At 65.9% G+C, this 21,248-nt stretch carries 22 protein-coding genes; 6 read left to right on the top strand and 16 right to left on the bottom strand.

The annotated features are described in order from the left end of the window. Positions 1-44: 44 nt before the first annotated feature. The 6 genes from SIN08_RS08650 to SIN08_RS08625 form a co-directional block, all read right to left on the bottom strand. The gene (locus SIN08_RS08650; RefSeq protein ID WP_322451163.1) at positions 45-1,073 is read right to left on the bottom strand and encodes a glucokinase; all 1,029 of its coding nucleotides are present in this window, start codon (positions 1,071-1,073) and stop codon (positions 45-47) included. Positions 1,074-1,095: 22 nt separating this feature from the next. After that, on the bottom strand, positions 1,096-1,494 hold the full coding sequence (locus SIN08_RS08645; protein WP_322451162.1) for a methylglyoxal synthase: 399 nt from the start codon (positions 1,492-1,494) through the stop codon (positions 1,096-1,098). Positions 1,495-1,581: 87 nt separating this feature from the next. Further along, entirely contained in the window at positions 1,582-2,604 is a 1,023-nt protein-coding gene (gene mepA / locus SIN08_RS08640) for a penicillin-insensitive murein endopeptidase (RefSeq protein WP_322451161.1), read from the bottom strand. 34 nt (positions 2,605-2,638) lie between these two features. After that, positions 2,639-3,538, bottom strand: a complete 900-nt coding sequence (locus SIN08_RS08635) for an SDR family oxidoreductase (protein WP_322451160.1) — start codon at positions 3,536-3,538, stop codon at positions 2,639-2,641. Continuing rightward, positions 3,535-4,695: a tRNA epoxyqueuosine(34) reductase QueG gene (gene queG / locus SIN08_RS08630; RefSeq protein ID WP_322451159.1), complete on the bottom strand. Its 1,161-nt coding sequence runs from the start codon at positions 4,693-4,695 to the stop codon at positions 3,535-3,537. Before queG ends, SIN08_RS08635 begins: the two co-directional genes overlap by 4 nt. Next, entirely contained in the window at positions 4,695-5,384 is a 690-nt protein-coding gene (locus SIN08_RS08625; RefSeq protein WP_322451158.1) for a glutathione S-transferase family protein, read from the bottom strand. Before SIN08_RS08625 ends, queG begins: the two co-directional genes overlap by 1 nt. A 141-nt stretch (positions 5,385-5,525) precedes the next feature. Between SIN08_RS08625 and SIN08_RS08620 the strand changes: the two genes are divergently transcribed. Continuing rightward, on the top strand, positions 5,526-6,332 hold the full coding sequence (locus SIN08_RS08620; protein WP_322451157.1) for an undecaprenyl-diphosphate phosphatase: 807 nt from the start codon (positions 5,526-5,528) through the stop codon (positions 6,330-6,332). A 136-nt stretch (positions 6,333-6,468) separates the two neighbouring features. Next, positions 6,469-7,008, top strand: a complete 540-nt coding sequence (locus SIN08_RS08615) for a dual specificity protein phosphatase family protein (RefSeq protein WP_322451280.1) — start codon at positions 6,469-6,471, stop codon at positions 7,006-7,008. A gap of 34 nt (positions 7,009-7,042) precedes the next feature. On the opposite strand, the gene SIN08_RS08610 is transcribed toward SIN08_RS08615, so the two are convergent. Next, positions 7,043-7,807, bottom strand: a complete 765-nt coding sequence (locus tag SIN08_RS08610) for a sulfite exporter TauE/SafE family protein (protein WP_322451156.1) — start codon at positions 7,805-7,807, stop codon at positions 7,043-7,045. Between the two features lie 13 nt (positions 7,808-7,820). Further along, positions 7,821-8,792, bottom strand: a complete 972-nt coding sequence (locus tag SIN08_RS08605) for a complex I NDUFA9 subunit family protein (protein WP_322451155.1) — start codon at positions 8,790-8,792, stop codon at positions 7,821-7,823. Positions 8,793-9,011: 219 nt separating this feature from the next. Between SIN08_RS08605 and gyrB the strand changes: the two genes are divergently transcribed. Beyond that, a complete protein-coding gene (gyrB, locus tag SIN08_RS08600; RefSeq protein WP_322451154.1) occupies positions 9,012-11,459 on the top strand; it encodes a DNA topoisomerase (ATP-hydrolyzing) subunit B in 2,448 nt (815 codons plus the stop codon). Positions 11,460-11,537: 78 nt separating this feature from the next. Continuing rightward, positions 11,538-12,011, top strand: a complete 474-nt coding sequence (locus tag SIN08_RS08595; RefSeq protein ID WP_322451153.1) for a pyridoxamine 5'-phosphate oxidase family protein — start codon at positions 11,538-11,540, stop codon at positions 12,009-12,011. Positions 12,012-12,091: 80 nt separating this feature from the next. On the opposite strand, the gene SIN08_RS08590 is transcribed toward SIN08_RS08595, so the two are convergent. The 7 genes from SIN08_RS08590 to SIN08_RS08560 all read right to left on the bottom strand — a co-directional run bounded on the left by SIN08_RS08590 (position 12,092) and on the right by SIN08_RS08560 (position 18,342). Continuing rightward, the gene (locus SIN08_RS08590) at positions 12,092-13,216 is read right to left on the bottom strand and encodes an AbrB family transcriptional regulator (RefSeq protein WP_322451152.1); all 1,125 of its coding nucleotides are present in this window, start codon (positions 13,214-13,216) and stop codon (positions 12,092-12,094) included. A gap of 6 nt (positions 13,217-13,222) precedes the next feature. After that, positions 13,223-13,417, bottom strand: a complete 195-nt coding sequence (locus SIN08_RS08585) for a hypothetical protein (protein ID WP_322451151.1) — start codon at positions 13,415-13,417, stop codon at positions 13,223-13,225. A gap of 116 nt (positions 13,418-13,533) precedes the next feature. Beyond that, positions 13,534-14,517: an iron exporter MbfA gene (gene mbfA, locus SIN08_RS08580; protein WP_322451150.1), complete on the bottom strand. Its 984-nt coding sequence runs from the start codon at positions 14,515-14,517 to the stop codon at positions 13,534-13,536. A 79-nt stretch (positions 14,518-14,596) separates the two neighbouring features. Beyond that, positions 14,597-15,727: an ABC transporter permease gene (locus tag SIN08_RS08575; RefSeq protein ID WP_322451149.1), complete on the bottom strand. Its 1,131-nt coding sequence runs from the start codon at positions 15,725-15,727 to the stop codon at positions 14,597-14,599. Continuing rightward, entirely contained in the window at positions 15,724-16,641 is a 918-nt protein-coding gene (locus tag SIN08_RS08570; RefSeq protein ID WP_322451148.1) for an ABC transporter ATP-binding protein, read from the bottom strand. The genes SIN08_RS08575 and SIN08_RS08570 overlap by 4 nt, the downstream gene beginning before the upstream one ends. A gap of 46 nt (positions 16,642-16,687) precedes the next feature. Continuing rightward, a complete protein-coding gene (locus SIN08_RS08565; protein ID WP_322451147.1) occupies positions 16,688-17,644 on the bottom strand; it encodes an HlyD family secretion protein in 957 nt (318 codons plus the stop codon). Beyond that, positions 17,641-18,342, bottom strand: coding sequence for a CerR family C-terminal domain-containing protein (locus SIN08_RS08560; RefSeq protein WP_322451146.1), 702 nt, complete (start codon positions 18,340-18,342; stop codon positions 17,641-17,643). The genes SIN08_RS08565 and SIN08_RS08560 overlap by 4 nt, the downstream gene beginning before the upstream one ends. A 238-nt stretch (positions 18,343-18,580) precedes the next feature. On the opposite strand from SIN08_RS08560, the gene upp reads away from it, so the two are divergent. Further along, positions 18,581-19,210 carry a uracil phosphoribosyltransferase gene (upp, locus tag SIN08_RS08555; RefSeq protein WP_322451145.1) on the top strand — a complete coding sequence of 210 codons (630 nt, stop codon included), beginning with the start codon at positions 18,581-18,583 and terminating at the stop codon, positions 19,208-19,210. Between the two features lie 97 nt (positions 19,211-19,307). Next, the gene (locus SIN08_RS08550; RefSeq protein ID WP_322451144.1) at positions 19,308-19,868 is read left to right on the top strand and encodes a TIGR02281 family clan AA aspartic protease; all 561 of its coding nucleotides are present in this window, start codon (positions 19,308-19,310) and stop codon (positions 19,866-19,868) included. Between the two features lie 16 nt (positions 19,869-19,884). Here the strand turns inward: SIN08_RS08550 and deoA are convergent, their stop codons facing one another. Continuing rightward, positions 19,885-21,207: a thymidine phosphorylase gene (gene deoA, locus SIN08_RS08545; protein WP_322451143.1), complete on the bottom strand. Its 1,323-nt coding sequence runs from the start codon at positions 21,205-21,207 to the stop codon at positions 19,885-19,887. Positions 21,208-21,248: the final 41 nt, after the last annotated feature.

Here is a 21,248-nt window from a genome sequence, read left to right as displayed (position 1 = left end):
CAATCCACAATGAGGCGGCGCGGGTTGCCGCGCGGGGCCTGGAGTTATCGCGCCTTCCAGCGCCGTCCCGCCGTCTCCACGCCGAAGCGCCCCGGCGTGCGGGCATAGGCGGCCAGGCCGGCCAGCGCGGCCATTGGGTGGGTGATGACGAAGACGGGCATCGTCTCCATCAGTTCCCCATGCGGCGCCTTGTCCTCGAAGGCGGTGCGGAACTTGCCGTTGTGCAGGGCCGGCAGGATCTTCTGGGCAATGCCGCCGGTCAGATACACCCCGCCCCGGCCCATGAAGACGAGCGCCAGATCGCCGGCCACGCGGCCGAGATAGGTGAGGAAGAGGTCCAGTGTCTCGACCGCCGTCGGGTCGCTGCTCTCGAGGGCCGCGCTGGTGATCTCCGCCGGGTCCGAGAAACGGGCCTCCTTGCCGTCCGCCGCGGCAACCGCGCGGTACAGGTTGACGAGACCGCGGCCGCACAGGATCTGCTCGGCCGAGACGCGCCCCTCGATCTTCTCCAGATGCGGGAAAACCTCCCCGTCTCGGGCGGAGCGCGGGCCGAGATCGACATGCCCGCCCTCGCCAGGGATGGGAATCCAGGTGCGCCGGGCATGCACGAGCCCCGCAACGCCGAGTCCGGTGCCCGGCCCGAGCACCACACGGCTGCCCACGGTCTCGGCCTCGCCGCCGCCGACCTTTTCCATATGCGCCTCGCCGAGCGCCACCACGGCCAGCGCCTGCGCCTCGAAATCGTTGAGCACGACGATCTCGCTGAAGCCCAGCCCCGCCATCATCTCGCGCGGCCGCACCACCCAGTCGCAGTTGGTCAGGTCGATCTCGTCGCCGTCCACGGGTCCTGCCACCGCGAGCACGGCCGAGCGCGGCAGGAGATGCGTCTGGTCGAGGATGGCGGCCTGGATCGCCTCGTCAATGGTGGCGTAGTCGGCGGTCTGCACCACGGGGAACTCCCGCGGTTCGGCATAGGAATCGACGACGATGGCAAAGCGCGCGTTGGTCCCGCCGATATCGCCGACAAGGATGGGAAAGTCGAGGACCGTCTCGGGCTGGTTCAGATTGGGCATTTGGCTACGCTAAGCTCCTCGCTTAAGTCTCTCGTGCGGGAGTGCCCGCCTCTTCCTGTTGCAATATGATCCCGGCCGTCGCCCGGTTGAGCGCCATTGCGATATCATACACGATCGCGAGCCGCATCAGAGCCTTGACATCCACGTCATGTGGCATCGGCGTCAGCGGATCGACGAAGAAGATGAGGAGATCGACGGCGCGCTCGGCGATCAGTGCGCCGATCTGCTGGTCGCCACCGAGCGGTCCGCTCTTCAGGCGTCGCACCTTCAGTTCCGGACAGGCCTCGACGATGCGCCCACCGGTCGTGCCCGTGGCCACCAGTTCGCAACCGGCCAGATGCGTCCGGTGGTCCAGGACGAAGGCCACGAGATCGTCTTTCTTCTGGTCATGCGCGATCAGTGCAACGCGTCGGCGGGTCACGGCTGTCACCAGGCGGATCGTTAAATCGATTGAGGCTATAAGCGAGCCGGGCGGATATGAAAAGCGTCCCGGCGCGCTTTCTCGCTGTCAGGGACGCGGTGAGGGCAGGGGGATGTCCGCCGGCTGCAGTGAAAGCAGGAGCGATTTGGGATCCGACGCCCCGGCGGCCGGCATCGCCCCGCCCGACGGCAGCCCTTCGGGACCGGCCAAGGTCACGGTCGCCTCGGAAGCCGGCGCCGGCGCGTCCAGAACGCTGCGACAAGCCGCCGGTAACGCCGTCATCGTCATGATATCGCGCGCCTTGGGCTTCTGCGGGCCTTCCGCCGGCTTCCACGGCTCTTCCGTGAACCACCAGGCGAGGCTCTTGCCGCAGCCCTCGCCCGGTGTGGTGGGCCGTTGGGACTTGCACCCGGTCGAGCCTTTCGGGCAGCCTATCCGCACATGGAAGTGATAGTGATGGCCCCAGAAGGGACGGATCTTCTGCAGCCAGCTCCGGTCGCCGGTCACCGTGTCGCAGAGCTTCTTCTTGATGCCCGGATGCACCAGGATGCGCTCCACCTGAGGATAGCTCGCCGCCCGGCGCAACACCGCCTCGTGCGCCGGCGTCCATTTGCGGTCGTCGACGTAGAGCGAATCCTTCTTCAGCATGGAGACGGCGCTCACCTTCTCGCGCTCGGCCACGCTCATGCGCCTGTCCGCCATGGGGGTGAACCAGATGTCGGCGTCGAGCCCGATCTGGTGCGAGGCGTGCCCGGAAAGCATCGGCCCGCCGCGCGGCTGCGAGATGTCGCCCACCAGGAGCCCCGGCCAGCCGTCGCGCGCGGCCTCCCGCGAAAGTCGCTCGATGAGGCCGATGAGCTCGGGATGTCCCCAGCGCCGGTTGCGCGAAAGGCGCATGGCCTGCCAGTGCGGGCCGTCCGGCGCGATGGCGATACCACCTGCAAGGCACCCCTTGGAATAAAAGCCGTAGGAAGAGGGCGCCGTCGCCGCGGGCAGGTCCTTGGCGCCGAAAAGTTCCTTTGCCAAAGGCTCGGCCCTGGCGGCAAACACGCCCGCAAGGGCAAAGGTCAGGCTGGCGGCAGCCAGCCGCAAGAAACGAGATCGCCGCATCGAATCCCCTCCTGACGGTCAGGATCGCCACGAATCATAGCAGATTTGCGGCAGCCTCGCCTTTCCAAACGCCCGATTCCCACATTGTCTCCAGCGCCTGACGATAGTCGGGATAGCGCAAGCGATAGCCGGAGGCCTTGAGCTTTCCGTTCGCCGCCCGTTTGCACTCGGAATAGAAGGAGCGTGCCATCGGCGTCATGTCCGCCTCGTCGAAGGCGATTTCCGGCGGCGGTGCGACATCCATCAGGTGGGCCGCATAGACGATCACGTCCTGCGGCGGTGCCGGTTCGTCGTCGGTGACGTTGTAGATGCCGTCGGCCCGCATGCGCATCAGGTGCCGCAGCGCGCCGGCGATGTCCTCGACATGCACGCGGTTGAACACCTGGCCGGGCTTGACGATGCGCCTGGCCCTGCCCTCGGCGAGGTTCACGAAGGCGTTGCGGCCCGGCCCGTAGATGCCGGAAAGCCGCAGGATCGAGAGCGGCGCTTGCGCCCGCCGCGCGAAGCCCCGCCAGGCCTGTTCCGTCTCCAGTCGCCGGCGCGAGCGGCGCGAGCGGGGGCGGCATTCGGCCGTCTCGTCCACCCAGGCGCCGCCATGGTCGCCGTAAACTCCCACCGTGGAGAGATAGCCGATCCACGCCAGCGCCGGCGGCGGGTCGATGGCTGCCGACTGCAGGTCGTCCAGCACGGGGTCGCCGTTTTCGCCCGGCGCGATGGAGACGAGGAGGTGTGTCGCCCTGCGCACCACGTCCAGGATATCGCCTTTGAAGCCTTCGCCCTTATAGAGGAATGGCCGGATGCCTTTCCGTGCCAGCGTCTCCGCCTGTTGAACGCTGCGCGTCGTCCCGCCGACGATCTCTGCTTCCCCGGCAATGCCGGCCGCGAAGGCCTGCGCCGAGTAACCCGCGCCGAAGATGAAGACACGCGCGCTCATGGAACCAATTCGCCGATAAAGGCCAATGCGCTGTCCCATTCCTCCACCACCTGGGGATCCGCCTCGCCGGGACGGTATCGGCGCGCCAGCGCCTCGAAACGGTCCCGGTTCAAAAGCCGCGACAGCGCCCACACTGCCGCGCCGCGCACCAGTGCGGCTTCGTCCTCCAGGAGCCGCGTGCAGGCTGGCACGAGCGCAGGCTCGCCGGAATTGCCGGCGGCGATCAGCACGTTGCGGATGAAGCGGTCGCGGCCGATGCGTTTGACGGGCGATCCGGAAAAGAGCCCGCGGAAGCCCGCATCGTCGAGTTCGATGAGATCGACAAGCGCCGGCGCCTTCAGGTCGTCCCGCGCCTTGAGCTTGGCTTCGGACGCCTCCTGCGCGAACTTGTTCCATGGGCAGACGGCCAGGCAATCGTCGCAGCCATAGATGCGGTTGCCCATCTTTGCGCGCAATTCGCGCGGGATCGGGCCCTTGTGCTCGATGGTGAGATAGGAGATGCAGCGCCGTGCATCGAGCTGGTAGGGCGCGGGGAAGGCGTCCGTCGGACAGACGTCGAGGCAGGCCCGGCAGGAGCCGCAATGGTCCGTCTCGGGCCGGTCGGCCGGGATTTCGGCGGTGGTGAAGATCGAGCCGAGGAAGAGCCAGGAGCCCATCTCGCGGCTGACCAGATTTGTGTGCTTGCCCTGCCAGCCGATCCCCGCCGCTTCCGCCAGTGGCTTTTCCATCACCGGGGCGGTGTCGACGAATACCTTCACATCGTCCCCGCATTTTGCAGCGAGCTTGCCGGCGATCTGTTTCAGCTTGCCCTTGACGACGTCGTGATAGTCCCGGTTCCGCGCATAGACGGAGATCGCCGCCCGGTCCTTCGCCTGCAGGACGGCGAGCGGATCTTCATCCGGCCCGTAGTTCATGCCCAGCATGACGATGGAGCGCACCGCGGGCCATAGCGCCCGCGGCCGGGCGCGGCGCATGGCCGTTTCCTCCATCCAGCCCATCGTGCCGTGACGCCCTTCGCGCAGGAAATGCGCGAGCCGCCCCGGTGCCGCCGGCGCGGCATCGGGCGTGGTGAAGCCCACCACGTTAAAGCCCAGCGCGCGCGCCTCCCGCTCAACGAACGCGCGTAGCCGTTCCGATTCGGCTCGCGCGGCACGCATCAGAAGTCCAGGTCCGCGTAGTGCGAGGCGGGCGAGAGCCCCCGCACGCGGTCAGCAAGAAGGGAACGGAAGGAGGGCCGCGACTTCATGCGGCTGTACCACTCGCGCGCCGCCTCGAACTCGCGCCAGTCGATCTCGCCCATATAGTCGAGGATGGAGAGTGCGGCGGCGGCGGCCGTATCGGCATAGGAAAGGCGCGGTCCCGCGAGCCAGTCGCGCGTGGCGGCGAGCCAGTTTGTGTATTTCAGGTGCTGGCGCACATTGCCACGGGCGGCGCGGATCGCCGCCGAATCGGGCGCGCTGCCTGCCTCGCCGCCCATCAGCGGCTTCAGAACGCGCTCTCGCACCAGGTGGCGCGTGACGTCCGAATCCATCTTCACCAGATACCAGTCGACCAGCCGCCGGATCTCGGCCCGTGCGATGGAATTTTCCGCCATCAGCCGCCTGTCGCGCTGGAACGCTCCGCGGGTCTCGTCGAGATATTCGCCGATCACCGTCGCGCCGACGATGACATGGTCGCTTTCGGCCAGAAGCACGGGGATGGTGCCCGCCGGATTGAGCGCCAGAAACTCCTTGCGCTTCGCCCAGGGGCGCTCCTCGATGAGCGCGATCTCCTCGCCATATTCCCCGAAGGCCAGGCGCACGAACCGGCAGGAAGCATATAGCGGATGGTGGAACAGCGTCAGCATAACACAGTTTGTGATCACCAAAGGCTCTGGCCATTCGCGGGCCGGAACGATAATCCTCGACAAGCCTGATTCCCAGGCCCTCCACCCGAGCTATAGGTGGAGACGACGTGCCTGACAAGCAAGCTCGCCCGGGGAGATGTCGTGCCGGAACAAACCATTGCGGAAGCGCTCCTTCTCGGCGTCTTGGAAGGATTGACCGAGTTCATTCCCGTCTCCTCCACTGGCCATATCCTGCTGGCTGGCCATTTTCTTGGCTTCCAGTCGACAGGCAAGGCCTTCGAGATCCTCATCCAGCTCGGCGCGATCCTGGCGATCCTGAGCGTCTATGCCGCACGCCTTTGGAAAATGGCGGTGGATCTGCCGCGCGACCCGGCCACGCGGCGCTTCGTCATGGGCGTCCTGCTGGCCTTCCTGCCCGCGGCCGTGATCGGCGTCCTGGCCTACAAGATCATCAAGACCGTCCTGTTCGAGACCCCCACCTTGATCTGCATCATGCTCATCCTGGGCGGCGTGGTGCTTCTATGGGTGGATCGCTGGGCGAAAAAGCCGGTCTATACGGACATCACCCACTTTCCCCTGGCGATGTATTTCAAGATCGGGCTTTTCCAGTGCCTGTCGATGATCCCCGGCACCTCGCGCTCCGGATCCACCATCGTCGGCGGCCTGCTCCTGGGGGCGGACAAGCGCGCGGCGGCGGAGTTTTCCTTCTTTTTGGCCATGCCCACCATGGCCGGTGCCTTCGCCTACGATCTCTACAAGAACTACGCCCTGCTCACCGCCGCCGACGTCAAGATCATCGCCGTCGGCTTCATCGCCGCCTTCATCGCCGCGGTGATCGTCGTGCGCTCGCTGCTCGGCTATGTCTCCCGGCGCGGCTACGCATTGTTCGGCTGGTGGCGGATCCTCGTTGGCATGGTGGGGCTCGTCGCGCTGCTGCTGCTCGGCTAGCGGCGCACCGCCATCAGGAGGCCCTTTTCGGCTGGCTAAAGGCCAATCCTGGTCCATGGTCGAGGTGATGATCTTGTTATTCAGGCAAACCTTTATTGCAGGTGGGGACGCACGGCGCAGGCTCAAACGGTTCGGCATCTATGGCGGCTTCCTTGTGCTTTCCTGTTTGGCCTATCTCGGTCTCCTGCAGCTGACGGGCAATTTCCACACCGTGATTGCCGGGGAACTCTACCGTTCCGCCCAGCCGAGCGCGCACGCCATTGCGGAATACCGGGAACGGTATGGCATTCGCACCATCGTCAATCTGCGTGGCGAGAGCGATTCCGCATGGTACACCGATGAAATGTCCACGGCCGCGCGACTGGGAATCACGCATATCGATTTTCCCATGTCCGCCTCCCGGCAGGTCTCGCTCGAGCAGGCCGACGCGCTGGTCGCGACCTTGCGAAACGCACCCAAGCCGATCCTGATCCATTGCAAGGCGGGCGCGGACCGCACCGGCCTCGCGATCGTTATCTACCTTCAGCAACTTGCCGGTGTGGATGAGGAAGCGGCTGAGTGGCAGCTTTCGCCCTTGTTCGGGCATGTCGGCATTCCCTGGCTCTCTCCCACCTATGCGATGGACGAGAGCTGGGAGTCGCTCGAGGAGACCTATGTCTATGCCGCAAACCGCTGACTGCGACCGGATTTGAGCCACAGCCCAAGCGCTATCAGAGGGTCAGCAGGCCGCGCCGCACCAGGTCGACCGCGAGAAGCGTCAACCCGATCCTGAACCAGCGGCGGAAGCTTTGTTCGGGCAGCTTTTCCAGAAGCCGGCTGCCGTAGACCGTCCCGAGATAGCCCGAGGCGATCATGGCCAGCACAAGCGGCAGCCAGCGTGCGAAGGCGAAGCCGGCGATGGCGAAGGCGATCACCTTCAGTACGTGCTGTACGGTCATGCCGGCCGCGTGGGTGGCGATCAGCGCCTTGCGGTCGTCGGGTATGATCTGCGCGAAGAACGCCGACAGCAGCGGCCCAGTGGCGCCGACGAACATCGTGGCGAGCGCGAGGACGGCACTGCCCACGGCCATCCCGGCATGGCCGAGCCGCGCAGCACCGGGAAACTTCATCCAGGTGACGACGATCACGAACAGCCCCAGCACCAGTTTCAGCACCGCGTCGGGCAATTGCACCACGAAATACGCACCCGTCGCCGCGCCGACGAGGCTTCCCGCGATGAAGGGCAGCGCGATGCCATGCCGGATATGTGCCCGCTGATGCCAGGCGCGGCCCGTGTTTGAACCGAGCTGCACGGCGCCGTGCACGGGAATGAGGGCGGCGACGGGCAGGAAAAGGCCGAGCAGCGTCAACATGGCCACCCCGCCGCCGATACCGAAGGCTGCCGTCAGGGCGGAGGTGAAGAAACTGGCGAGGATAAGCAACAAGGCCGCCGGAAAGCCGAGGCCGTCCGGCAGAAGGTTGGTGACGATATCCAAACGCCGCCCGCCCTCACATCTGCGGCAATGTGAACTGCCCCGCCGGGCGGTAGGTCCAGAGATAGGTGGGCAGGATGGCCTGGATCGCGTGGCGCGCGATGCCGAGCCCTTCCAGGGTGAGGCCCTTGTCTGCAGCCTCCGCCGAGACGACATTGTCCACCTCGAGCATGCGCACCTGGTCGAGAGTCAGGAGCGGCTTGGGCAGAAGGCCGAGCACGCGCGCCTGCAGCCGCGCGATCGGCCAGGGAACGGAGACGAGCAGCCGCTTACGGTTGATCACCTCCAGCATCTCTTCCATGCACTGGCGGAAGGTCAGCACCTGCGGCCCGCCGAGTTCGTAGATCGCGCCGCCCTTCAGATCGCCGTCCACGGCGCGCGCATGCGCCTCGGCGACGTCGCTGACGTAGACGGGCTGGAATTTGGTGTGCCCGCCGCCGATGAGCGGGAGGACCGGCGAGAAGCGGGCCATATTGGCAAAGCGGTTGAAGAACGTGTCCTCGGGCCCGAAGATGATGGAGGGGCGCAGGATGACGGCATTCTTCACCGTCTCCAGCACCGCCTGCTCGCCTTCGGCCTTGGTGCGCCCGTAGGCGGAAGGGGAATCGAGGTCCGCACCGATGGCGGAGCCCTGGGTGAGACCGGCACCGGCGGCGCGCGCGGCCTCCGCGATGGCGCGGGCGCCGAAGCTTTGCACTGCGTCGAAACGCTGGCGTCCCGACTCGTGCAGGATGCCGACCAGGTTGATGACGTGATCCGCACCCTCGACCGCGCGGTCGACCGACCAGCGATAGCGCAGATTGGCCTGCACGGTGTGCACCTGGCCCATATTGCCGAGCGGAAGCACGTGGACGGCCGTATGCGGGTTGCGGCAGGCCACGCGAACGCGGTAGCCCCGACGCGTGAGCGCCTGTACGACGTGGCGGCCCAGGAAGCCGGAGCCACCGAAGACGGTGACGAGCTTGGGTTTCTGGCTGATGGTGGCCATTCTTGCGCCTCGGTCTCCGATTATGCTCTTCTCCCGGGCTTCATAATCGCCTTTCGCGCCAAAGGCAAAGGGCGGGGGACATTGGCCGCCATCCCCAGCCCGCAAGAGCGGTGAAACTTGGAAAAAGGCGTTGGAACGCCTATATCTTAGGACTAACGGCCGCTGATTCGCGGCAGACCAAAAGCCTTTTTCAAGGCGCCTCCTGTACGAAAGCGTTTGATGAGCGACACGCCCGAAATTCTCCCCGGCGAAGCGACCGAATACGGCGCCGAATCCATCAAGGTTCTCAAGGGCCTGGATGCGGTCCGCAAGCGCCCCGGCATGTATATCGGCGACACCGACGACGGTTCCGGCCTGCATCACATGGTCTACGAGGTGGTGGACAACGCCATCGACGAGGCTCTGGCCGGACACGCCACGCGGGTTACTGTCGCGCTCAACCCCGACGGCTCCTGCACGGTCACCGACAACGGCCGCGGCATCCCGACCGACGTGCATACGGAGGAAGGCGTTTCGGCGGCGGAGGTCATTATGACCCAGCTCCACGCCGGCGGAAAGTTCGACCAGAATTCCTATAAAGTCTCAGGCGGCCTGCACGGCGTCGGCGTTTCGGTGGTCAACGCGCTGTCGAGCTGGCTGAAGCTGAAGGTCCGCCGCAAGGGCCAGATCCACGAGATGAGCTTCACCCACGGCGTACCGGATGGGCCGTTGGCCGTCACCGGCGATGCGGGTGAGGAGACCGGCACCGAGGTGTCCTTCCTGCCCTCGACCGAAACCTTCACCATGACCGAGTTCAACTACGGTACGCTGGAGCACCGCCTGCGCGAGCTCGCCTTCCTCAATTCCGGCGTGCGCATTCTCCTGACGGACCGCCGGCATGCCGACGTGAAGGAGGAGGAATTCCTCTATGACGGCGGCATCATCGAATTCGTCAAATATCTGGACCGGGCGAAGAAGCCGCTGATCGACGAGCCCATCGCCATTCTCGGCGAGCGGGACGGGATAACGGTCGAGCTCGCCATGTGGTGGAACGAGTCCTATCACGAGAACGTGCTCGCCTTCACCAACAACATCCCGCAGCGCGACGGCGGCACGCACATGGCCGGCTTCCGCGGCGCGCTGACGCGCCAGGTCACCTCCTATGCGGATGTCTCCGGCCTGATGAAGAAGGAGAAGGTCTCGCTCACGGGCGACGACTGCCGCGAGGGGCTGACGGCGGTCCTTTCCGTCAAGGTTCCGGATCCGAAATTTTCATCGCAGACCAAGGACAAGCTGGTCTCCTCCGAGGTCCGCCCCGTGGTCGAAAGCCTCGTCAACGAGGCGCTTGGTACATGGCTGGAGGAGCATCCGGCAGAGGCCAAGGTGCTGGTCGGCAAGGTGGTGGAAGCGGCTGCCGCGCGCGAGGCCGCGCGCAAGGCGCGCGAATTGACCCGGCGCAAGGGTGCGCTCGACATCACCTCGTTGCCCGGAAAGCTCGCCGATTGCCAGGAGCGGGATCCCGCGAAGTCCGAGATCTTTATCGTCGAGGGTGATTCGGCCGGCGGCTCGGCCAAATCCGGCCGCTCGCGCAAGAACCAGGCGATCCTGCCGCTCCGGGGCAAGATCCTCAACGTGGAGCGCGCGCGCTTCGATCGCATGCTGTCTTCCGACATGATCGGCACGCTGATCACGGCGCTCGGCACCGGCATCGGCAAGGACGAGTTCAATCCCGAGAAGCTGCGCTACCACAAGATCATCATCATGACGGACGCCGACGTCGACGGCGCCCACATCCGCACGTTGCTTCTCACCTTCTTCTTCCGCCAGATGCCGGAACTGATCGAGCGCGGGCACCTCTATATCGCCCAGCCGCCGCTTTATAAGGTCACGCGCGGCAAGTCGGTGCAGTACATCAAGGATGAGGCGGCGTTCGAGGAGTTCCTGATCGACACCGGCCTCGAGCAGGCTTCGCTGGAACTTTCCACAGGCGAGGTGCGCTCCGGCCACGACCTGAAGCAGGTGATCGAGGACGCGCGCGCCGTGCGCTCGCTGATCAACGGTCTCCATACGCGCTACAATCGCGCGGTGGTGGAGCAGGCGGCCATTGCCGGCGCGCTCAACGCTGCGGTGCTGGCCGACCCCGCGCGCGCGAGCGCGGCGGCTGACCACGTGGCAAACCGCCTGGACATGATCTCCGAAGAGACCGAGCGCGGGTGGCAGGGTCGGTTGAACACGTCCAATGACGGCACGGGGGGATATCTCTTCGAGCGAACCGTACGCGGTGTTCGCGATGTCGTCGTTCTGGATGCGGCGCTCATCGGCTCCGCCGACGCGCGCGCCATCGACCGTCACATTCCACGCCTGCAGGAGATCTTCGAAAAGCGACCGGTGCTGAAGCGCAACGACAAGTCCGAGTTCGTCTCGGGGCCGCTATCGCTGCTCGAAGCCATCTTCGCCACCGGCCGCAAGGGCTTGACCATGCAGCGCTACAAGGGGCTCGGCGAGATGAATGCCGAGCAGCTCTGGGAGACCACGCTGGACCCCGAGGCCCGTTCGCTGCTGCAGGTCAAGGTGAACGACGCCACCGATGCCGATTCCCTTTTCTCGCGCCTGATGGGCGACGAGGTGGAGCCGCGGCGCGAATTTATCCAGGACAACGCCCTCTCGGTCGCCAACCTGGACGTCTAGACCGCACCATCGGGGAGGGAACAAGGGCCGCGCCGCCGTCGTTCGTCCGGCAACACCGGAGAACGACGGAGCTTCCAGATGGCACATGATGAAGAGCGCGTGTGGGAACTGGTCGAGAAGATCGGCATCTGCATGCTGATAAGCCGCGACGGCACCGACCTGCGCGCGCGGCCGATGGCCGCCTATTTTGATCGCGATGCCCATTTGCTTTATTTTCTCACTGACGCAGAAAGCCACAAGGAAGAGGAGATCGCCCGGGATCCCCATGTGGCGCTCGCCTTCGCCGATACCAGTGACCAGAACTATCTGTCGATTTCAGGGACGGCCGAGGTCTCCAACGATCGCGACCGCATCCGGCAGCTCTGGTCGACACCGGCCAAGGCCTGGTGGGACAATCCCGACGACCCATCGATCCGCGTCCTCAAGATCACGCCCAAGGACGCGCAATATTGGGAAGGTCCGGGAACGGTAGTGAGCTATATCAAGATGGCCGCCGCGGCGGTGTCCTCTGCGAGACCCGACATGGGCGAGAACCGCAAGGTGAACCTGTAGAGCACGAGGCTGGGCGAGCGGTCGCTCCCCGTTGTCGTCAGGTGCGCGGGGAGGAGCGGATACGCACGGAAAAGATGCAGTCACTCGGTATCGCCGTCGCTCGCCTTCTTTCTCTTCCATCTCTTCAGCAGCGTGAAAGCCACTGGTGCCGCCGCGACAACCAGCGTGATACGGACCATGTGATGCACGGCGACGTACGCGATTTCCGCGTTCATGGCCAACGCCACGAGACTCATCTCGGCAAGCCCGCCCGGCGCGTAGGCGAGAAGCACCTGCTCCAGGCTTTGGCCGAACCAGGCATGGAACGAGACGGCGAACAGCATGGTGATCGACAGCATTATCAGCGTCGCGCCGAGACTGAGCAGGATGGAACGCCCGATGAGGCCGGGACGGACGCCGACGAAGCGGCAGCCGACGATGGTGCCGAGAAAGATCTGTGCCACGACGATCAGCTCGCTCGGCGGCGGCGAGTGGGTGACACCTCCCAGATGGATGAACGCGCTCACCAGCATCGGACCGACCAAAGTCGGGGCCGGTAGCCGCAGTTTCAGCCCGAGAAAGAAGCCGACCACGCCGGCTGCCGCCAGCACGAAGAGATCCGTCGCTGGAATCACCGAGAAGGGTGTGCCCGCCGATGCGCGGCCGGCGGGATCATAGTCCACCGTCAGCCGGAACCATGCCGCCATCAGGAAGACCACGATGATGATCCGGCTGGCATGCGCGAGCGCGATCCGCCGATCGTCGCCCCCCATATCCCTGCCGATGAAGGTCATTTCGTTGAGCCCGCCCGGCGTGCCGGCGAAATAGGCCGTTACGGGGTCGAAACGGCCGACATAGCGGTAATAGGGAATGACGAAGAGGGCGGAGACGAAGAGATAGACGGCGAGCATCCCGAGCGACAGCAGCCAGTCTCCGAGATGATTGAGTATGGCCGGCGAGAAGCCCGACCCCAGCATCACCCCGATCACCACCACCACATAGGGGCGGACGGGGGCGGGCGGCGCGATTGGCAGGCGAAGGAGGGCGGCGACCGTAACGAAGACGATGGGACCCAGCATCCACGGCAGCGGCAGCGTCAGCCAGTTGAAGATGATCCCGCCCACCGTGCTGATGCCCAGTGCCAGCGCGATCCGCGGCAGGCTGACGGCGCGTTGCACCGCCTTGCGCCACCTGCTCGCCTCGCTGCTGTCGCTACGCTTCTGCATCCGCTCTCAGCGTTCGAGGCTGCTGACCGGCGGCTCCGGCTTCACGCCCACGAGCGGCTTAAGGGTTCGTGCCCCGTTCACTTCCCACCGCCGGTGCGCGGCCAGCCGCAGGAAAGTCTTGCAGAGGTCGGTGCGCGGCGCACAGGCCCGCACGTCGAAAAGATGTTCGTGAGGGCTGAAGGGCGCATTGCGATTCGTCATGCCGGCTATTTTTCGTTGTTTTCCCCCGATCGCAAGTCCTGTTTGGGCGTCCCGTTCTTCTGCCCCGTCTGATCTGCGCGGGGCATGGTCTCCAGCACGATGGCGCGCCGGTCCGCTCAGGCGTTGCCGATCAGCATGCCCGCGCCGAAGACGAGCGCGCCGCCCAGCACCACCTGGAAGATCGCGCGGCTCCAGGGTGTTTCCATATAGCGCTTCTGGATGTAGGCGATTGCCCACAGCTCGAAGAAGACGATGACGATGGCGATCGTCGTCGCCGTCCAGAAGTACGGGATCAAATAGGGCAGGGCGTGTCCCAGCCCGCCCAGCGTGGTCATGATCCCGGTGGTCAGCCCCCGCTTGACCGGCGAGCCGCGGCCGGAGATGACGCCGTCGTCCGAGGCCACTTCGGTGAAGCCCATGGAAATGCCAGCACCGATCGACGCCGCCAGTCCCACCAGGAAGGTCTGCCAGGTGTTGCCCGTGGCAAAGGCCGCGGCGAAGATGGGCGCCAGCGTGGAGACGGAGCCGTCCATCAGCCCGGCGAGCCCCGGCTGTACATAGGTGAGGATGAACTGGCGCCGTTCCGTGTGCTCCTCTTCCTGGCGTGCGTCTTCGCCCAGGTGCTTTTCCGAAAGGTGCTCGGTCACGGATTCGTGCTTCTGCTCCGCCGCCGCGAGATCGCCGAGCAGCTTGCGCGTGGCCGCGTCGCCGGCGCGTTTCGCCGCCTCGGTGTAGAAACGCTGCGCTTCCTCCTCCATGGTCGCGGCCTGCGCGCGCACGTGGTCGAGCCCCAGCGGCCGCACCAGCCAGTCCGGCCGGCGCTGGTAATAGCCGCGCACATGCTCGCGGCGGATAAGCGGAATGCGCTCGCCGAAGCGTTTCCTGTGCAGCGCGATCAGCGATGCGCGGTGGCTGTCCTCCTCTTCCGCCATCTCCTCGAACATCGCCGCCGAATGGGGATAGTCCTCGCGCAGGCCGTCGGCATAGGCGCGGTAAATGCGCGCGTCGTCTTCCTCCGAGGAAATCGCGAGCGCCAGCACCTCTTGCTCGGAAAGAGACGAAAAGGCGCGGCGGTTGAAACCGAAAAGGCGATTGAACATGATGCGGAGGGTCCAGTTAGTTTAGAATAATTCTAAATTATGGCCTCGCCTGAAACGCGTCAAGGATATCGGGACAGCCTCAATCCAGCGTCTGCCTGAAGCGCATCAGCGCGATCGCGGCATAGGCGAAGATGAACAGCGCCAGGATGCCGGTTTCCAGCGCCACCGCCGGCAGTTCGGCGCCCTTCAGCATGATGGCGCGGATGATGCGCAAGAAGTGTGTAAGCGGAAAGATCTCGCCGAGCCACTGCGCCCACTGCGGCATGCCGCGGAAGGGGAACATGAAGCCGGAAAGCAGGATGGAAGGCAGGAAAAAGAAGAAGGTGAGTTGCAGCGCCTGCATCTGGGTGCGCGCGACGGTGGAGATCGTATAGCCGAGCAGCACCAGCGCCAGCACGAAGATCAGGATGGCCGAAAGCAGCAATCCCATGCCGCCCATGAACGGCACGTCGAAGAGAAGCCGCGCCGCGCCGAGCACGACGATCACCTGCACCGCGCCGACTGCGAGATAGGGCAGGATCTTGCCCAGCATGATCTCGAGCGGGCTCGCCGGCATGGCGAGCAGGTTTTCCATCGTCCCGCGTTCGCGCTCGCGGGTGAGCGCGATGGAGGTCATCATGACCATGGTCATCTGCAGGATGACGCCGAGCAGCCCTGGTACGATGTTGTATTGCGAGATGCCCTCGGGGTTGTAGCGGCGGTGGACGACCACCTCTAGCCCGCTTGCCTGGTCCTTCCCGGTCGCCACGCCGCGCTCGCGCAGGAGCGCCTGGCTTGCCACCGTGTCGAGTGTCGAAATGGCGCCGCTGGCCACCGAGGGATCGGTGGCGTCCGCCTCGATCAGGATCTGCGCGCGCTGGCCGCGGTCCACCTTGCGTGCAAAGTCGGAGGGGATGGTGACGACGAAGACGACGTCTCCCCCGGTGATCAGCGCTTCCGCTTCGGCTGCGCTGTCCACGATGTGGTCGAAGCGGTAATAGCCGGTCAATTCCAGCGCCGAAACCATGGCGCGGGTGTAGTGATCCTGGCTCATCGTCACGAGTGCGGCCGGCAAGGCCTTCGGGTCGTTGTTGATGGCATAGCCGAACAGCACGAGCTGCATCAGCGGCACGCCGAGCATCATGCCGAAGGTGATGCGGTCGCGCCGCATCTGGATGAACTCCTTGAGAAGCATCGCGCCGAGCCGGCCGATCGAAAAGAACCTGCTCATCCCATATTGTCCGTCGCGTTGGCCATGAACTGGATGAAGACGTCCTCCAGGCTGGTCTCGCCACGGGTTACAGAGACGCCCGGCCGGCGGGAGATCTCATCCAGCGCGCTCCTGAGAGGCCGTTCGTCCGAGCCCACCACGTGCAGCGTCGCCCCGAAGGGCGCCACCTGCTCCACGCCCGGCAGGCCGGCAATTTCCCGGGCTATGCGCTCGAGCCCCGGCCCCTCGACGATGAAGGTCGTCAGCCCCGCATCGCGCACCACGTCGGCAACCGTGCCGCTCGCCAGCATCTTGCCGTAGGAGATGTAGGAGATGCGGTGGCAGCGCTCCGCCTCGTCCATGTAGTGGGTGGAGACGAGCACGGTCAGTCCGTCGGCGGCAAGCCGGTGTATCTCGTCCCAGAAGTCGCGCCGTGCCTTGGGATCGACGCCCGCCGTCGGCTCGTCGAGAAGCAGAAGCTTCGGCTTGTGCATGATGCAGGCCGCCAGGGCCAGCCGCTGCTTCCAGCCGCCCGAAAGCGTGCCGGCGAGTTGGTGACGGCGCGTCGTCAGGCCGAGCTCTTCCAGTGTCCTGTCCACGTGTGTCGTGATGGGTTTCAGACGGTAGAGCCGCGCCACGAAGGCGAGGTTCTCGGCAATCGTCAGATCCTCGTAGAAGGAGAAACGCTGCGTCATGTACCCGACCTCGCGCTTGATCTGCAGCTGCTCGGTCCTGAGATCATGACCCAGCACCTGGCCGCTGCCCTCGTCCGCCGTCAGAAGGCCGCACATGAGGCGGATCGTCGTCGTCTTGCCCGAGCCGTTGGGGCCCAGAAAGCCGACGATCTCGCCGGGATCCACGGTCATCGACACATGGTCGACGACCGTCTTGTCGCCGAAGCGCTTGACGAGGCCTTGGACGTCGATGGCATGCATTGTCCGGTTTCCTCGGTGTGACGGCGGCGCAGGCGGCAGCCGCCGGTCACGTTTCCTCTTTGAGCAAAATCACATCCACGATCTGGCCCGGCTGCAGCCGGTCGGCCGCTTCGCCCTCCGGTCTGGCTTCGATCAGGAAGACGAGCTTCTGCCGCGTCTCCAGGGAATAGATCACCGGCGGCGTGAACTCGGGGTCTGGGGAGACGTAGGAGACGCGGGCGCGCAGCCCCGCCGGGCAGCCGTCGCAGCGCACCGCGAGCAGCGAGCCGACCTCGACGGCGGAGAAGGCGGGTTCCGGCAAATAGAGTTTCAGCTTCACCGCCCCGTCCGGCAGCATGGAGATGACCGGGGCCGACGGCCCCGCGACGTCACCGGCCGTGCGCACCACATCGTCGATGCGGCCGGCGGCCGGTGCCTTGATCTCGCGTTCCGAAAGCCGCCAACGTGCCTCCTCCAGTACCGCCTCGGCCTGGTCGCGCCGCTTTTCGGCGGCGTCGATTTCCTGCGGGCGGGCAGGCAGTCGCGCGACGGCGAGGTTGGCCTGCGCCTCGCCCACCCGCGCCTCTGCCAGCGTCAGATCGGTTTGCGCCTTGTCGAGTTCTGCCCGGGTGGCGATGCCGCGCTGGTTGAGGTCCTGCGTGCGTGCCAGCACGCGCTCAGCTTCCGCCGCCTGCGCCTCGGCCGAGGCGAGGACCGCTTCGAGGACGGCGATCTCCTCCGGCCGCTTGCCCTCTTTCAGATTGGCAAGCTGGGCCTCCGCCTCGGCGAGCGCGGCCTTGGCCTGAGCAACGGCGATCTGCGCGTCCGTCCTTTCCATCATCGCCACCGTCTCGCCTTCGCTGACGCGGGCGCCGCGGCGCGTTGTGACGGAGCGCACCTGGCCCGTTTCGGTCGGCGCGAGCAGCACATATTCCCCTTCGACATAGCCGACCGCCAGGGGCTTCGGCGCCGCGCAGGCGGCGAAAAGCGCGGCGGCGAAGGGAATGGCGCAAAGCATGCTCATGACGTCCCGCGCCTCCGCGCATTGATGATGGTGGAAAGATTGCCGAGGGCGACCTCGACGATGGCCGCCGCTTCCCGCTGCCCGATGTCGCGCCATTCCATGCGCCGGCGTACCGCTTCGCGGGCGATACGGAAGTAGATGACCTGGCCGATCAGCGTGAAGACGGTGATCCTGGTGCGCTCGCTTTCGGCCGGCTCGCCGGTCGCCGCCTCCCAAAGCACGCAGAGCCGCTTGTGCACGGGCTCGAACACGCCCGCGTAGATCGTGTCGAGTGCCGCCGTCGGCTGGGACAGCTCCCGCATGACGAACTGGGCCACGTCCTCCGCCTCCGGCCGCTGGACGATGAAACGCACCATCGCCTCCACCACCTGCCGCAGCACGGTTGCCGACGCTTCCGGCGAGGCCAGCCGGGCATCCGGCGCCGCCGTATCGTCCAGCGCCACTTGGGCGATGCCCGAGATCGTCTCCACGATATAGTCCGCGCAGGCGTTGCGCAGTCCTTCCTTGCCGCCGAAATGGTAGGCAATGGAGCCGATATTGGCACCGGCCTCGGCGGCGATCTCGCGCGTGGACGTGGCCTCGAAGCCCTTATGTCCGAACAGCCGGAGCCCGGCGCGAACCAGGGTTTCGCGCGTTCGCTCCGCGCCGCTGGGGCGGCCCTTTGCCTTTTGTGCTGACTGGTGCGGTCGTTCGATCATGGAGCATGTATTAATCAATCGATTGATTAAATGCAAGGGCGTCGTTTTCCCTGAGGAAAAGACCCCAAGCGCCGGGACCGGTCCACATATATCCGGTAAGCCGATCCGCGAGGGCGTGGCGCGGAAATGGTGCGGCCGCTCCCCAGGTGCCGGATCTTGTGGCCGACGTCCGAAGGCAGTATGCGGCCGGGCGCGCCGGCGTTATTATCCGGGCTGCAATTTTCGCGGAGCAGAGCTTATGAACGGGGTCACCGTCGTCGATCATCCTCTTGTCCAGCACAAGCTGACGATCATGCGCGACAAGGAAACCTCGACTGCGGGGTTTAGGACGCTGTTGCGCGAGATCTCGCTGCTTCTGTGCTACGAGGTTACGCGCGACCTGGAATTGACCACGCGCACCATCGAGACGCCGCTTGCCACGATGCAGGCGCCGACACTGGAAGGCAAGAAGCTGGTCTTCGCCTCCGTCCTGCGCGCCGGCAACGGTCTGCTCGACGGCATGCTGGATCTCGTTCCCGCCGCCCGGGTCGCCCATGTCGGTCTTTACCGCGATCACGAGACACTGGAGGCGGTCGAATATTTCTTCAAGGCGCCGGGCGACCTGGGAAACCGGCTCGTCATCGTCGTCGACCCCATGCTGGCGACGGCCAACTCGGCCATCGCGGCCGTCGAGAAGCTGAAATCCCAGGGCGCTACGAATCTTCGCTTCCTGTGCCTGCTTGCCGCGCCGGAAGGCATCGAGCGTTTCTGCGCCGCCCATCCCGACGTCCCGGTCTTCACCGCTTCCATCGACGAGCGGTTGGACGAGAACGGCTATATCCTGCCCGGGCTGGGGGACGCCGGCGACCGCATGTACGGCACGAAATAACCGTTACCTTTCGCTAACCATTTCGTGATGCATCGGGACCGCCTTAAGGCCGCGGTGAGGCTTCACAGGCAATTTGGCATCGGAAACGGAACGACCGATGCTGCGCAACTTTGTTCTTCTCGGGCTCGTCGCGGGCGCTTTCGCCTCGATCCCCCTGATTTACGAGCAGAACCAGGACGCGGTCCTGGCTGCGCTGCGCGGGCTGCTTGACGAACAGGCCCGCCAGGAGAACGCTGTGCCTGCTGCCGCCGCGCCACCAACGCCCCGGAAGACGGCGGTCCTGTCGGGCGGCAAGGTGCGGATCCCTGCCGACGAGCGCGGGCACTACCGGGCGACGTTCAGGCTGAACGGCCGGCAAATGGATGCCCTGGTCGACACCGGCGCGACCTTCGTCGCTCTGAACACCGCTGCCGCCCGCCGGATCGGGTTGCGGCTTTCGCCATCCGATTTCCGCTATCGGGTGGAGACCGCCAACGGAACGGCCGCCGCCGCCCGCGCCGTCATCGACAGCCTCGAGATCGGTCATATCCGGATGCGGGAGATTCCCGCCGTCGTGCTCGAGGATACCGCTTTGCGCGGCACGCTGATCGGCATGAGTTTCCTCGGCCGCCTCGCCCGCTTCGAGATGGAAGACGGGGAACTGCTCCTGGAGCAATGACCGCCTATCGTCGATATCATCCGTCGGGCGCGACCTTGCGCAGGACCGTCGGACGCCGGCGCGGCTTGTCCGGCACGATGGTGAAGGTGCCGCGAACGGCGGTGACGGCCGTATCCGCTTGAGCGCGCGTGCGCGCGTGGACGACCGCCAGCGCTTCCCCGCGCGCCACGGCGCTGCCGACGGGCAGGATTTGTTCGAGACCCACGGCGTGGTCGATGCCGTCCTCGGGTTTGCGGCGCCCGCCGCCGAGCTCGACCACGGCGATGCCGAGGGCCCGCGTGTCCACCTTGCCGACGAAGCCGTCCCGGTCGGCCGTGACGGCGACCTGCACGGGCACGCGCGGCAGGTGTTCGCGCGCTTTCTCCGTGAAGTCGGCGGGGCCGCCGAGGGCGTGCACCATCCTGCCGAAACACACCGCCGCCTGGCCGCTGTCGAGCGCGGTGCGCGTGCGGTCGTAGGCCTCACGGGTGGAGGTGGCGATCCCGGCCGAAAGCAGCATCTCGGCGGCGAGCGCCAGCGTGACCTCTTCGAGCCGCCGGTCGCGCGACCGTCCGGTGAGGAAATCCACCGCGTTCAGGACCTCGACGGCGTTGCCGGCGCAGGAGGCGAGCGGCTCGTTCATGTCGGTGATCAGCGCACTGGCCGACAATCCGGCGCCGTTCGCCACCGCGACCAGGCTATCGGCCAGCCGCCGCGCTTCCCGCGGGCTGGCCATGAAGGCGCCGTTGCCGGACTTGACGTCGAGCACCAGCGACTTGAGCCCCGCCGCCAGCTTCTTCGACAGGATGGAGGCGGTGATCAGCGGGATCGATTCCACCGTGCCGGTGACGTCGCGCACGGCGTAGAAGCGGCCGTCCGCCGGCGCCAGCGCGCCCGTCTGGCCGATGATGGCGCAGCCGGCTTCCCGCACGGACCTGGCGAACAGTGCCCCGTCCGGCTGACTTTGGTAGCCGGGGATCGAGTCCATCTTGTCGAGCGTGCCGCCCGTGTGCCCCAGTCCGCGCCCGGAGATCATCGGCACATAGGCGCCGCAGGCGGCCACGATCGGCGCCAGCATCAGCGAGACGTTGTCGCCGACGCCGCCGGTGGAGTGCTTGTCGGTGACGGGTCCGGGCAGTGACGACCAGTTGAGCACCTCGCCGGAGTCGCGCATCGCCAGCGTCAGTGCGACGGTCTCCTCCCGCTGCATCCCGTTCAGGAAGACAGCCATGGCGAGGGCGGCGACCTGCCCCTCACTCCAGGCACCGGAAGCCAGCCCGGCGGCGAAGTCGGCGATCTCGGCCCCGGAAAGTATTTCGCCGTCGCGCTTCCTGCGGATGATTTCCTGCGGCAGCGGCATGGTCACGATACCGGGAAATGTGTGTGCCCTTGGGCGTGAAG

This window comes from Chelativorans sp. M5D2P16 (genome assembly GCF_034427935.1).
Classification (GTDB): Bacteria; Pseudomonadota; Alphaproteobacteria; order Rhizobiales; family Rhizobiaceae; genus Chelativorans.
The sequence above is the reverse complement of the archived record's forward strand: the minus strand, read 5'-3'. Positions and strand labels throughout refer to the sequence as shown.